Here is a 14,076-nt window from a genome sequence, read left to right on the forward strand (position 1 = left end):
TTTCACATTAGAATTTTGTAAACCCTTGTTGAACAAATAGTGAAGATTCAAATGAAACGGTTTGAATTTTAGTTGATGAGAAAATCGGGGTAGGGAACCAATAGTAATTTTGAGGAGCTCTATCCCGATTCTTGTTTTTATTTCATTTATCCCCCCCAAATTTACTGTGATAACACAAACAAGTTATGCTGCTTTAACCCCTATTCAGACCGATGAACGAGTCACTTCACTCGATGTGATGCGAGGAATTGTACTCTGCGGGATTTTGATTATGAATATCAATGGGTTTGGCTTGGCTTTTGGCTATAATGATCCTTCTGTCTTGGGCGGAGATACAGGTTTGAACCTGTACACTTGGATGATGAGTAACCTCTTTTTTGAAGGAACCATGCGCGCATTATTCTCCCTGCTTTTTGGTGTTGGGATGTTTATATTTTTGGATAGGTTGCAAAAAAAAGGAGCCGGTATCAATGCCGCCGACATCTATTTCCGCAGGATAAGTTGGCTTCTGGTTTTTGGTTTGATCCATGGCTATCTTTTGCTATGGGTAGGAGAGATTCTATACAATTATGCCCTTATGGGATTTTTGGTCTATTCCTTTAGGAATATGGTCCCCAAAAAACTTATGTATATCGGTTTAATTCTAATGATTGTAGGGACCGGATGGAATTACTATGACTATCGCCAAGATGAGAAATGGTTTGCCAAAGTGGAGGAGGCTGACTTGGCCTTGGCTTCCGGTCAGGAACTTACTAAGGAATTAAATGAAGCCAAGGATTCTTGGGAGAAAAGAGAATCTAAAACCTCCCCTGAGGCAACTGAAAAATTTATTGAAGAAATGCAAAAGGGGTATTTTTCAGTTCTGGCACACTTGGCACCCATCAATTATGATTTTAATGTCAACGAACCTTACAGAGGAGACCTTTGGGATGTCTTGAGTATGATGTTGATCGGGATAGCCCTCTTTAAGTGGGGAATTCTTTCAGGGGAAAAGTCATCTTCTGTTTACTGGCTGATGGTAGGTATTGGTTATCCGATTGGGATTGCCGTCAACTATTATGAGATGAAGCTGGTTTTGGATGCCCAATTTTCAACCCTTTCTTTCAGTGAGTCCAATTTAACCTACTATTGGGGGAGATTTTTTGTGGCGATGGGTCATGTAGGTCTGATCATGCTTTTTTGCAAATCTCCTTTCTTCATTTTGCTGAAAAAATCTCTCGCAGCTGTCGGCAAAATGGCCCTGACCAATTATCTCATGCATTCTGTGATATGTATGTTCGTATTCACAGGAGTAGGGTTTGGTCTGTTTGGACAGCTGGAGCGGTTTGAGCTGTTGTATGTGGTTATTTCCATCTGGGTTTTTCAATTAATCCTAAGTCCGATCTGGTTGAAATATTTTCATTTTGGACCGGTCGAATGGATCTGGAGGAGTTTGAGTTATATGCAAAAACCTCCATTTAGGAAGGCTTAGTCAATTTGTGATCAGACGCTATCAGGTAATATTTTAAGAATTTGACCTTGGTATCTAAAAGAATAATAATTATTCAACGGGAAAGCTGAAAACCGATTAGAGTAAGCACCAAACTATAAGAAAAATGAACATGAAAAATTATTTCCGAATAGCAACAGCTTGTTTTACCCTTTCTCTATTTACTGTTGCCTGTAGCTCACCTGCCCCTGAAGAAGCAGTTGCTCCTGAAGAAATGGCCCCAACTGTAGCCCCCGGACCGGATATGGCTGCTATCAAAGCTGAAATCCAAACTTTGGAAGATGCTTGGGGTGCTGCTGATAATTCCGGTGATGTAAATGCCCTGATTGCCTTTTATGCTGACGACGCAGTGAGTATGGGCAGTGGAAGCCCAATGGCTGTAGGCAAAGCCGCGATTCAAAAAGAAATTCAAGAAAGCATGGCTTCCAGACCTGCCGGAACTATGGTAAAATACGAGGTATTGGATGTTTTTGGTGATGAAAATACCATCACCGAAGTAGGAAAGACAACTAGGATGGATGCCTCAGGAAAAGTTACTTCCAGCGGTAAGTACATGGCAATCTGGGAAAAACGTGATGGAAAATATGTCTGTATAAGGGATATCAGCAATAACGACTCTAAAGAAAATTAATTCCTTTCAGCTATTTTTAAAACTAAGTGGGTTGTTTCGAGGTCTGCTTAGTTTTATTTTTTTTATCTCTTTCTATTTATTTTTAAATCAAAGCAACTTCAAAGACCAAAAAAGGAGAATACCTGAAAAAGGATCATAATCATTTTTTTGTGGGAAAATGAATTCCTCATTTGGGACATTTTTAAGGTTGGTTCGTCCTAATCCATGATTTAAAATCCTAAATAAAATTGACATTGATGTATAATTTTTAACCGATTCAAAACTAATTAAAACCGCTTTAACCAAAATGACCATGAAAAAAAGAATGAATTATGTAATCATCCTGACAATGGGAATAGCGCTCAATTGGGCTTTATTTTCTTCCTCCATTGCCCAAACAGAACCACTCGGCCCATTGATGTCAGTGACGGAATTTACCATCAAGCCCGGGCATGAAATGCAGTTTAGGGAAGGCATCAAAGCATGGAAAGCCTGCTACCTGGAAAACAAAGGGGATTGGACCTGGAGAATGTGGCAAAGACAGCAGGGAGAAGGAAGTGTCTTTGTGCTTGCTTCTGATATGGCAAACTGGGCTGAAATGGACAAAACCGACGAGTCAAGCAAAAAATGCCAAGACCTTGCCCGGACGCTGATCAATCCACATATCGAGAAAGCGACCTCACATGTGACCAGGTTTCAACTTGGAATGAGCAAAGGTTCTGCACTTACAGAAGATATCATCAGGGTTTCTTTCTATGATTTGAACCCCATAAATGGCCATCGACTGATGGAGGTTGTCAAAGAAGTGGAAGGAATCCGCAAAAGTGCAGGTCTTGAACCCGGGGGTTATTGGTATCAATGGCAGACAGGGGGACCCGAAAGCCCAAGTTTCCATCACGTGATGCCTTACAAAGATTATGCAGCAATGGACATCATTCAGGAAGGAGTTTGGCAGACTGTTGAAAAAAATGCAGGAAAAGCTAAAAGGGATGAACTTCAGGCAGCATTTCGATCATCCCTTCAAAATACTTGGAATTATATCTACACCTTGGACAAGGACATAAGTAGGCCAAGTAAATAAAGAAAATCGGTAAATGCCACCAAATAGAGCATCAGTTACCATATAGCGTATTTGCCAATTAATTGATAAAAATAGGGTAGAGGCATCTGGAGAAATCCTTTTTGCCAATGCCCTTTTTTTTTCGGGTAATAAAACCATGGCTTAGGACATAAAATCGAGTGCTTCGTCCCTGATGGTTTTATTTATCTAAAATCAAAAAGTAAATTCTGTGCTGTTACCAAGATAAAGTGATATGAAAACAGAAAAACCTGAATTTTTCAGTTTGAGAGCTGAAATCGAAAAAGCATACGGCTACAGTCATGCCGTCAAGATTGGGAACAGCATCAAAGTATCCGGCGCAGTCAGCATGGATGAGGAAGGAGGACCCACTGCAGTGGGGGATTTTCTCAAGCAGATGAAAAACTGCTATTCCGATCTTGAAAAAGTATTGACACACTATGGATGCACATTCGATAATGTAGTGGTTGAAAATGTTTTTACCACAGATATGTCGGCATTTTTAGAACATTCTGGTTACCGGAATTCCATCTATACGCAACAGTTTCCTACAGGATCCTGGTTGGAAGTCAAAGGCTTGGCTTTGCCTGAATTCCTGATAGAAATCGAATTGGAAGCGCATAAAGAGAATTAAAAAAATCAATAAGCAACAAAAAGGATCTCATGAAAACAATTGAAAATGATTTAAAAAATGCAACCCAAAACAGGGCGGTCATAGATGGACTTTACAAAGCCTTTGCTGTGGGTGATATCCCCGAAGTCCTTGGTGCTATGGATGCTAACATAGTCTGGAATGAAGCCGAAGGCAATGCCTATGCAGACCGCAATCCATACTTAGGACCTGAATCGGTCTTGAATGGGGTTTTCGGCCGGATAATGCAGGAGCATGAGTATTTTAATCTGGAAGATATCGAGCTGCACGGGATGCTCAATGACAAAGTATTGGCCACCTTACGCTATGATGCCAAGGTCAAGAACGGAAAGCATTACAATGCCCAAGTGGCCCATTTCTGGACATTGAAGGACGGGAAAGTGGTGGCTTTTCAACAATATGTTGATACCAAAAAGTTAAGTGATGCTTTGAATTAGTGAAACAAACCTTATTCCTGACTAGTGTGAATTTATAATATTAGAAAAAAACCATTAACCCCTTTATTGATACCATGGCAAAAACCCTCACCCTTATCCCCGAAAAACCCAAAACTTGGCTAAGCCTTTTGGCTTGGGGTTTCCTTATCGTTTTCGCCGGAAAATTTGTCCTTGTTGAAGCTTTACCCTACTTCGGATTTGACAAAGAAGTGTACGGCAGATTTTGGGAGATGAAGTGGCCGCTTATCGGGCATATTACTGGTGGATTGCTTGCCCTGGTCTTGGGCCCATTCCAGTTTTGGGTAGGGTTTAGGAACAGGTATCTTAAAGTCCACCGATGGATGGGAAGGTTATACATGACCGGAATTCTAATAGGCACAATCAGTTCGGTAGCGCTTGCTTTGACCACAGGAATGGCCATCCATTTGTCTTGGGCCATTTCTTTGATTGTACTTGCTGCGGCTTGGTTTCTGACTACCGGGATGGCATTGAGATTTATTCTCCTTAGGCGGATCAATCTTCATAAAGAATGGATGGTCAGAAGCTATGTGGTAACCTTTGCTTTTGTCCTTTTCAGATGGCTGAACAGCACTCCCTATTTTGTGGAATTAGGAAATTTTATCGAGCGAGGGCCGACAATGATCTGGGTTTCTTGGGTCATTCCGCTATTGATTACAGAAGTCATTTTGCAGTGGAATAAGAAATAATCCGGTACCACTTTGTTGCCAAAAACCAAAAAGTCGCCTTTCTTTTGATGTCACTTATAAGCCCCAATGACCACAATTTCCAACGCTAACCAAAGAATTTCCTCCATCGATCTTGTCAAAGGACTTGCCATGCTCATCATGGCATTGGACCACGTGAGGGATTATGTCCATGCTCCAGCTTTTTTGTTTGATCCTGCGGATCCTACCCAGACGACTTTGGCCATTTTCTTCACCAGATGGGTCACGCATTTCTGTGCGCCTGCTTTCAGTTTTTTGGCAGGGATGTCGGCTTTTATGGTTGGCAAAAGGAAATCATTAAACGAATTGTCGGGATTTCTCCTGAAGCGAGGAATCTGGCTGATTTTTATAGAACTTACTATAGTAGGGTTTGCGTGGTATTTTGACTTAAGTTTTGGGACCTTTGGTCTTTTGACTATTTGGTCATTGGGTATCAGCATGGTGGTTTTGGCAGGATTGGTGTATTTGCCCAAAAAATTTATTTTGATTTTCAGCATTGTCCTGATTTTTGGTCATAACCTCTTGGACAATATCCAATTAGATGATTCCATTTTATGGGCAGTCCTTCACAGGTTGAATATTTTCATGCTTTCAGAAAACCTGATGTTTGTGGTGGGATACCCCATGATTCCATGGATTGGAGTGATGGCTTTAGGCTATTGGTTTGGGACTTATTACAACAAATCCGTTGACAGTTCCAAAAGAAAACTGACCTTCAACATGGTTGGGATTTGTGCCATTATCCTTTTTGTAGTTTTGAGATGGACCAATGTCTATGGAGATCCTGTCCTTTTCCAACAATATGATAGACTCAGTCAGGATCTTGTTTCTTTTCTGAATCCAAGCAAATATCCGCCTTCCTTGCTGTATTTGTTGATGACCTTGGGAGGAACATTTATCCTTTTGGCCAATTCGGAAAAGTGGAAAGGAAAGGCCGTGGACTTTATCTGCACTTTCGGTAGGGTTCCTTTTTTCTATTACATTATCCACATTTATCTGATCCATCTGATTGCAATCGGGCTTGCCTCTCTTTCGGGTTTTGAATGGAAAAAGAACATGATTTTGGCAGCATGGGGAGCAATCGAAAATCCACTTCCCGGATATGGATTCCCACTTTGGGTGGTATATGCGGTTTGGATTTCAGTGATATTGTTATTGTTTCCGGTTTGTAAAAAGTTTGACCAGTATAAGCAGGGAAATAAAGACAAATGGTGGCTCAGCTACCTCTGATTTTAAAAAACTGTAACACCTATCATTGGATATTCAATCCAATATGATTCTATTCCCATTTGAAATGTAAATTAATAAGAATGCTTCTTCATTTAAATTCAATTTCCGGTATATTCAATCCTGTGAATTAAGAAATATTACTCACAGATTGTATTCATACTTACCAATTGAAAACCACCAAAAATGAATCATTTTAAGCATTTTCTCCTTAGTTTATTCCTTGTTCCTATGCTGGGTTTTGCACAGCAGACCGATCATGCTGAGTATCTAAATCAGCTAGATTTCAGGTTTATAGGACCTGATGGTAACCGTACCATTGCTGCTGTCGGCGAACCAAACAACCTCATGGTCATGTATGTCGGTATGGCTTCAGGGGGTCTTTTCAAAACAGAAGATGGGGGGACAACATGGCGGTCTATTTTTGATGAGCAGGATATATCTTCTGTTTCAGCATTGGCTTTGGCGCCATCAGACCCTAATCAGGTCTGGGCAGGTACCGGGGAAACTTTCCTGATCCGTCCGGCCCATGCGATGGGTAATGGGATCTATAAATCCAATGATGCGGGGAAAACTTTCCAATACATGGGTTTAAAAGAAACGGCCCGTATCGGGCAGATTGTGGTAGATCCCAGAAATCCGGATATCGTCTATGTAGCTGCCTTGGGCCATACTTATGGTCCACAAAAAGAAAGAGGAGTGTATAAAACCACAGATGGTGGAAAGACATGGGAAAATGTACTTTTTGTCGATGAGCATACCGGTGCTGTAGATTTGGCATTGAATCCCAAAAATCCTGAGATTTTATTTGCGGCTTTTTGGTCTATAGATATCAAAACCTGGGGGCTGAACAGCGGAGGGGCCGGTGGAGGAATCTATCGCAGCAAAGATGGAGGCGCTACATGGGAGGCAATGAAAGTAAGAGGATTGCCGGGTGGGGAAAGGAATCCGGTGGGCAAGACCTCGGTAGCAGTTGCCTATAGTGATCCCAATGTGGTGTATGCCTTATTTGAAATGGACAGTCCCCAACTTTGGAAATCAACTGATGGAGGGGATACTTGGGAACTGACCATGATCAACCATGACATCAATGAAAGGGCCCCTTACTACACCAAATTGAGGGTTTCCACGGATGATCCTGATGAAATTTACTTTGCTTCGGTAAAATTCAGCACTTCCAAGGACGGTGGCAAAACGCTGGCCAACGCAGGTTATCGGGCAGGTGGAGACAACCATGACATCTGGGTTGATCCATTAAATCCTGACCGAATCCTTGTCGCACATGACGGAGGACTTGGAGTGACATGGAACAAACAGGAATCCTACAAGCAGCATGTGTTCCCCAACGCACAGATGTATCATGTATGGACTGATAATCAGATTCCTTACAATGTCTATGGAAACCGACAGGATGGCTATTCTTACCGTGGTCCGAGCAATAGCCGTCAAGGAAGTATTCCACTTGGACTCTGGCAGGCAGTCGGAGGTTGTGAGAGTGGGTGGGCCATCCCTGACCCTGTAGACAACCATATTGTTTGGTCGGGATGCTATGATGGTGGACTGCAGGTATATGACATGCGAACAGGTCATGCCCGCGACGTTCGGGTTTGGCCGGAAGCAGGTTATGGTTGGGCTCCAAAGGACATGCGCTATAGATGGCATTGGTCTTTTCCGATTTTTATCAGTCCTCACAACCACAAACGTGTTTATGTTGGAAGTCAATTTGTGCACATGACAGAAGATTATGGGCAAAGCTGGAAAATCATCAGCCCGGACCTCACCCGAAATGACAAATCCCATCAGCAGTCTTCGGGAGGAATTGCGACAGATAACCTCATGACTTTTGATGCCTCGGTTCTTTTTGCCATAGCAGAATCTCAATTAGAAGAGGGACTTATTTGGACAGGAAGCAATGATGGTTTGGTTCAGTTTACAAGAGACGGCGGCAAAACCTGGACAGATGTCACAGAAAACATGGTGGGAAAACCTGAGTTTGGGACAATTTCCAGCATTGAACCTTCCCGACATCAGTCAGGTGTGGCTTATGTAACAGTCGATGCACATCAGTTGGGAGACTTTGATCCCTATATTTTCAAAACCTCCGATTACGGTAAAACTTGGGAAAAAATCAGTGGCGGAATTGAACGCTCAGAATCAAGTTTTGTCCATGTCACGAGAGAAGACCCAAAAGTCAAAGGAATGCTTTATGCAGGTACAGACAAAGGGCTATACATTTCAAAGGACGACGGCAAATCCTGGTTCAGACTAAGAAATAACCTACCTCCGGTACCGATTTATTGGTTGACAATCCAAGAGGAATTCAATGACATGGTGATAGGTACCTATGGAAGAGGATTCTATATTTTGGATGACATTGGGTCTATCCAGGAATTGAGTCAGGAGGTATTGGCAAAAGAGGTTCATCTCTTCAATCAACGGCCTGCTTACAGGTTTCAGGAAGTTCAAGGTATCAAAACTGAAGGCCGGACCATGACCACGGGATCAAATCCCCCATATGGCATGGATATCAATTATTATTTGAAAAATCCGGCAAAAGAGGTCAAGGTGGAAATTTTTGATAAAGATGGAAATCAAGTCAGGACCATCAATGGTAGAAAAGATTCAGGCGTAAACAGGGTTTGGTGGGATTTGCGTCATGAACCTACACTTCAACCAAAATTATTGGTTGCGCCACAGGATAAACCTTGGGTAAAACTAGAAGGCAGGGAATTCAGACCGCTTGTTACTTGGGATTTGGACCTTTATCGAGGCCAATTTGGACCTCGGGTAATACCCGGAGAATATGAAATCAGGATCACTGTTGACGGACAAACTTTCAGTCAGATGGGAAAGGTCATCAAGGACCCAAATACTGCAGGAACAATTGACGACATTCAAAAACAAGTTGAATTCTCATTGAAACTCAATGCGGCGATGAATGAAGTGGTAACAGCAATCAATGAGATAGAAATGATCCGTGATGAGCTTGCCCAATTGACAATGATGAATGACGACAAACAAATAGCTTCCAAAGCAAAAGAACTTGAAGATAAAATCCTGGAAGTGGAAGGAATGTTATTTGATGTCAACCTGACCGGTGCAAGGGAAGATGCCTTTAGAAATCCGATGAAACTCTATGGAAGAATCAGTGCTTTGGCCAGCGATACGGGCGGATTTGGAGCTGATTTCAGGCCAACTAACCAACAAATGGAAGTATACAATGTCTTCAGAAAACAGCTGGATGACATTCAAATCCAATACAAAAGACTGATAGAGGAGGAGATCCCGAAGTTCAATCAGTATCTATTGTCAAGAGATATCCAAATGATTCTGAAAAGGTGATTTTCAATTGAATCGGACTATAAAAGCATTGGAGAAAATGAAAAATTTAATAAGTATGAAATCAATTTTACTGACAAGCATTTTGTTTTTGTTTGCTTTCTCAGTATTTGCCCAAGTCAAGGTCAATGAGAAACGTATTGAACAACGGATTTTTGAATTGGCAGAGTTTGGGAAAAATGAAAAAGGAGAAGGCCAAAGGGTAGCTTACAGTCAGGGAGATATTTCCGGCAGGGCTTACTTTATGGATCGGATGCGAAAGGCTGGTCTTGAAGTTCATATAGACTTTGCGGGCAATATCATCGGAAAAAGGGCAGGGAAGGACCCTTCCAAAAAACCCATTGCCTTTGGTTCACACATCGATATGGTTCCAAATGGCGGAAACTATGACGGTGCTTACGGTTCCATCACTGCTCTCGAAATCATCGAAGTTCTGAATGAGAATAACATCATAACCGAGCATCCTTTGGAGTTGATTATTTTCCAAAACGAGGAAGGAGGATTGGTAGGGAGTAGGGCTTTGTCAGGCAATCTGAACAGGGAAGCTTTGTCCCAAAAGAGTGCTAGTGGTCTCACTTTGGAGGAAGGCATAAAGGCTATCGGAGGAAACCCCGATAGGCTGGAGGAAGTCGCCAGAAAGAAGGGTGACTTGGCAGCTTTTATAGAAATTCATATTGAGCAGAGCAAAGTATTGGAAAGCCGTGGCATAGATGTGGCCATTGTCGAAGGCATTGTTGGTATCGAAGATTGGGACATCACTGTCACCGGGATGGCCAACCATGCCGGAAGCACGCCCATGAACGACAGGCAGGATGCATTGATCGCTGCTTCCAAATTGGTATTGGCAGTGAATGAGGTAGTCAACAGCTATGAAGGTGCGCAAGTAGGGAGTGTGGGAAAAATCTCTGTTCCTTCAGGTGCTCCCAATATCATTCCGGGAAAAGTGGAAATGAGCCTTCAGATGCGTGACCTTTCTTCAGAAAAAATCATGAAAATGTTTACCGATATCGAAAAACGTGCGGAACAGATCGGCCGAGAAACCAATACTAAAATCCAATTTGAAAATCTAAACCTCGGGACCACTCCGACCTTTGCAAGTCAGGAAATCCGGAATAAAATGGCTCAAGCTGCCAAATCCCTTGGGATTACTTACATCAACATGCAGAGCGGTGCCGGTCATGATGTCCAGGAAATGGCAAAATTGGGACCTATCGGACTGGTCTTTATCCCGAGCAAAGACGGCATCAGCCACAATCCAGAGGAATATTCCTCTCCCGCAGAAATGGCAAACGGAGCCAATGTGATGTTGCAAACGGTACTGTTGTTGGACAAGGATTTGATCCTAAAAATTGATAATTATTGATACTGGGGTACCAGATAATAGACAAGGTTAGGGCAGAAAAAAGGGAATATTCATTAGGGTAAAGCATTTCCTTTGGGACAAATATCTATGAATATCTAATATCCACTAATATCCAAACTCCTAACAAAAGAAAATAATCATTTAAGAAATGACATGGAAACAATAGAATACCTCCTTAGCATTGACATCAATTACATCGCAGTCGGATTGATCGCACTGTTTTTTACTTTGGAACATGTACTCAGCACCCAATTCCCATTTAAAGAAAGGGGAAAGCATTTTTGGAACAGCCTCCTGTTTCAGGTGGTATTCCTGATCGGCAACCTATTTTGGGCTGGTTTCTTTGTTTTCTGCATTGAATGGCTCAATCAAAATGAAATAGGATTGTTCTACATGCTTGAATTCCCCCTTTGGCTGAAGCTGATTTTAGGTATTTTGATTTTGGATTTGGGTACATATTGGTTTCATAGGTTGTCGCATCTTTCTCCTGTGCTGTGGAGGTTTCATAGGGTTCACCACAGTGATACTACCATGGACTCATCCAATTATTTCCGTTCCCATCCGATTGAAGTCCTTTTCTGGTTTGGAAGCGCACCCATTTTTATGTCGGCCATTTTCGGATTGGATCTGTTTACCATAGGAGTGTATTTTTTGGTATTGACTCCTTTTCTGGTCATTGAGCATTCCAATTTAAAGTTCCCTGCCTGGTTGGACAAAACTATTGGATTGGTGATCACAACGCCCAACTTCCACAAGATTCACCACGATCAGGATCAACATTATACTGACTCCAACTTTGCGGATATTTTTATCCTTTGGGACAGGATTTTCGGGACTTACAAATACAAACCTGCTGAGCAGGTCAAGTTGGGATTGGCTGAATTTGATGAAGAAAGAAAACAGACTTTCTGGTATTTGATTAGAAGTCCATTTTTAAGAGATTGATTGTCTACTTTATTTTTTCTTTGTGTTTATTTTTTAATTTCCCATGAAAATTTCAATATCAAAATGACTGCTGTTTGGGAGATCATCCAAAGAGACTTACCCAAATTGAAATCAATGGTTACAATTATGCTTGAAACTGAGTTTTAACTGTTGCACAAGAAAATTCTAAATAGCCTTTCCCAAATATGAAAAACTTCAAATCCATTATATTCCAAATCCTCTGGTTAGCCTCCCTCTTTTTTACTCCATTCCACCTCCATGCCCAAACCTACGGCCAAAACGGCATGGTCGTCTCTGACAATGTCCTTGCTTCTGAAGTGGGAATTGACATTTTGAAAAAGGGAGGGAATGCCATCGATGCGAGTATTGCCACGGCATTTGCTTTGGCAGTGACACATCCCGAGGCAGGCAATATCGGTGGAGGAGGATTTATTGTTTTGATGAAATCAGATGGGGAAGTCACGACTTTTGACTTTAGAGAAAAGGCACCATTGAAAGCAACCCCTGACATGTTTCAGGATGCCGCAGGTAACCTGATCGAAAACGCGAACAGCAATGGCTTAAAGGCCGTGGGAGTGCCGGGTACAGTGGCAGGCCTTTACCTAGCCCATCAAAAATACGGGAAATTGCCTTGGCCGGATTTGGTGCAGCCTGCTGTTGATTTGGCTCAAAAAGGGTTTCCCATGACTTGGGGATTGTATAAAGCAGCGCTGAACATGGAAGATTGGGACGATTCATATGACATCATGACCAATTATTTCCGCAATGAAGCTGGAGAGATCATCAAGCCAGGAGAGCTTTGGACACAGCCTGCCTTGGCCAAAACCCTTTCACTGATCCGGGACAAAGGTCAGGATGGATTCTATAAGGGTGAAGTTGCCGAAGAAATAGAAGCCTACATGAAAGCAAAAGGAGGGATCATCACCAAGGAAGATTTGGCAAGATATACCGCCATCGAGCGCAAACCTGTAAAAGGTACCTACAAAGGCTACGAGATTTATTCCATGCCACCTCCAAGTTCGGGTGGAGTTGCCCTGATCGAGATGATGAACCTGATGGAACAGGCAGACCTCCAAAAAATAGAATTCAATTCTACGGCTTATGTGCATTTGGTAGCTGAAGCGATGCGAAGGGCTTTTGCCGATCGGGCGGAGCATCTTGGTGATCCAGATTTCAATCCTGAGATGCCTTTGGATAAATTGACCTCCAAGGAATTTGCCAAAAAACGTTTTGAGAATATTGATCTCAAAAAAGCCTCCGTCAGCGACTCTTCGAAATTTGGACAATTATATGACGGAAGCAGCACTACGCACTTTTCGGTAGTGGACAAAGAGGGAAATGCCGTCTCCATGACCTATACCCTTGAGCATTCCTATGGGGTAGGGATGGGTTCTGCCAAACTCGGCTTCATCTTCAACAATGAAATGGGGGATTTCAACCCCGTGCCGGGAGTGACAAATAGCGATGGACAGATCGGTTCCAAACCAAACCTGATCGCACCTGAAAAGAGAATGCTGTCCAGCATGACGCCCACCATCGTCGCCAAAGACGGAAAGCCGCACCTGATTATCGGAAGTCCCGGAGGAAGGACGATCATCAATACAGTTTTTCAAACAGTCCTCAATGTCCTGGAATACAACATGCGAATTGACAAGGCCATCGAAGCCATGAAAATCCACCACCAATGGCTTCCGGATGGGTTGGTGTATGAAAAGCACTTGATGTCCCCTGATACCCGTGATGCGTTGACGAAGATGGGACATAGGCTATTTCCTTACAACAATCTCGGTGTCTTAATGGGAATCACCTATGATCCCAAGCTTAAAGTCTATGTCGGTGCCGCCGATTCCTCAAGTGAGGATGGGGCAGCGGTGGGGTATTGATATTTTTGGATTGAATGATTTTGGTTTAGAAAGTCAGACCTTCAACTCAACCAATAAAAAAATGATCGTAAGAATTATTCCCAACCATTTCGGTATTGAGAATTCTCCTTTTTAGAAGATTCGTGACCGAAATACCAATCGCCCTTAAAATTTACCATGGGCTGCGGTGCAAATAGACTTTCCAAAGTAAAGGATTCAATGAAGCACCTTGCCCATGGCTATTGTTATTGCGCCCGCTTCGGGGCTGTAACTATCTTTAGAAATAGTTTCCAGAAACATCAACTTTTGAAAAAATCCCATAATGAAACACTAGCGGGGAGGAAGCGCA

Annotated in this window: 11 protein-coding genes; all 11 read left to right on the top strand. The window is 42.4% G+C overall.

Annotation, left to right across the window (positions count from 1 at the left end; genetic code table 11):
- Positions 1-166 precede the first annotated feature (166 nt).
- The 11 genes from NU887_RS18770 to ggt all read left to right on the top strand — a co-directional run bounded on the left by NU887_RS18770 (position 167) and on the right by ggt (position 13,748).
- Positions 167-1,471 (top strand): DUF418 domain-containing protein, encoded by a 1,305-nt coding sequence (locus tag NU887_RS18770; RefSeq protein ID WP_258424925.1) that lies wholly within the window; start codon positions 167-169, stop codon positions 1,469-1,471.
- A gap of 124 nt (positions 1,472-1,595) precedes the next feature.
- Positions 1,596-2,120 (top strand): YybH family protein, encoded by a 525-nt coding sequence (locus NU887_RS18775; RefSeq protein ID WP_258424926.1) that lies wholly within the window; start codon positions 1,596-1,598, stop codon positions 2,118-2,120.
- A gap of 292 nt (positions 2,121-2,412) precedes the next feature.
- Positions 2,413-3,180 (top strand): hypothetical protein, encoded by a 768-nt coding sequence (locus NU887_RS18780; protein ID WP_258424927.1) that lies wholly within the window; start codon positions 2,413-2,415, stop codon positions 3,178-3,180.
- A 232-nt stretch (positions 3,181-3,412) separates the two neighbouring features.
- Complete coding sequence (locus NU887_RS18785; RefSeq protein WP_258424928.1) at positions 3,413-3,811, top strand: RidA family protein; 399 nt, start codon at positions 3,413-3,415, stop codon at positions 3,809-3,811.
- A 29-nt stretch (positions 3,812-3,840) separates the two neighbouring features.
- Positions 3,841-4,266: a nuclear transport factor 2 family protein gene (locus NU887_RS18790; RefSeq protein ID WP_258424929.1), complete on the top strand. Its 426-nt coding sequence runs from the start codon at positions 3,841-3,843 to the stop codon at positions 4,264-4,266.
- Positions 4,267-4,340: 74 nt separating this feature from the next.
- The gene (locus NU887_RS18795) at positions 4,341-4,973 is read left to right on the top strand and encodes a DUF2306 domain-containing protein (protein ID WP_258424930.1); all 633 of its coding nucleotides are present in this window, start codon (positions 4,341-4,343) and stop codon (positions 4,971-4,973) included.
- A 66-nt stretch (positions 4,974-5,039) separates the two neighbouring features.
- Positions 5,040-6,221: an acetyltransferase domain-containing protein gene (locus NU887_RS18800; protein WP_258424931.1), complete on the top strand. Its 1,182-nt coding sequence runs from the start codon at positions 5,040-5,042 to the stop codon at positions 6,219-6,221.
- A 183-nt stretch (positions 6,222-6,404) separates the two neighbouring features.
- Positions 6,405-9,560 carry a glycosyl hydrolase gene (locus NU887_RS18805; protein ID WP_258424932.1) on the top strand — a complete coding sequence of 1,052 codons (3,156 nt, stop codon included), beginning with the start codon at positions 6,405-6,407 and terminating at the stop codon, positions 9,558-9,560.
- Positions 9,561-9,615: 55 nt separating this feature from the next.
- On the top strand, positions 9,616-10,920 hold the full coding sequence (locus NU887_RS18810; RefSeq protein WP_258424933.1) for a M20 family metallo-hydrolase: 1,305 nt from the start codon (positions 9,616-9,618) through the stop codon (positions 10,918-10,920).
- 153 nt (positions 10,921-11,073) lie between these two features.
- On the top strand, positions 11,074-11,865 hold the full coding sequence (locus tag NU887_RS18815) for a sterol desaturase family protein (protein ID WP_258424934.1): 792 nt from the start codon (positions 11,074-11,076) through the stop codon (positions 11,863-11,865).
- Between the two features lie 185 nt (positions 11,866-12,050).
- The gene (ggt, locus tag NU887_RS18820; protein ID WP_258424935.1) at positions 12,051-13,748 is read left to right on the top strand and encodes a gamma-glutamyltransferase; all 1,698 of its coding nucleotides are present in this window, start codon (positions 12,051-12,053) and stop codon (positions 13,746-13,748) included.
- Positions 13,749-14,076: the final 328 nt, after the last annotated feature.

It is taken from the genome of Aquiflexum gelatinilyticum (assembly GCF_024741135.1).
In the GTDB taxonomy this organism is placed as follows: domain Bacteria; phylum Bacteroidota; class Bacteroidia; order Cytophagales; family Cyclobacteriaceae; genus Cognataquiflexum; species Cognataquiflexum gelatinilyticum.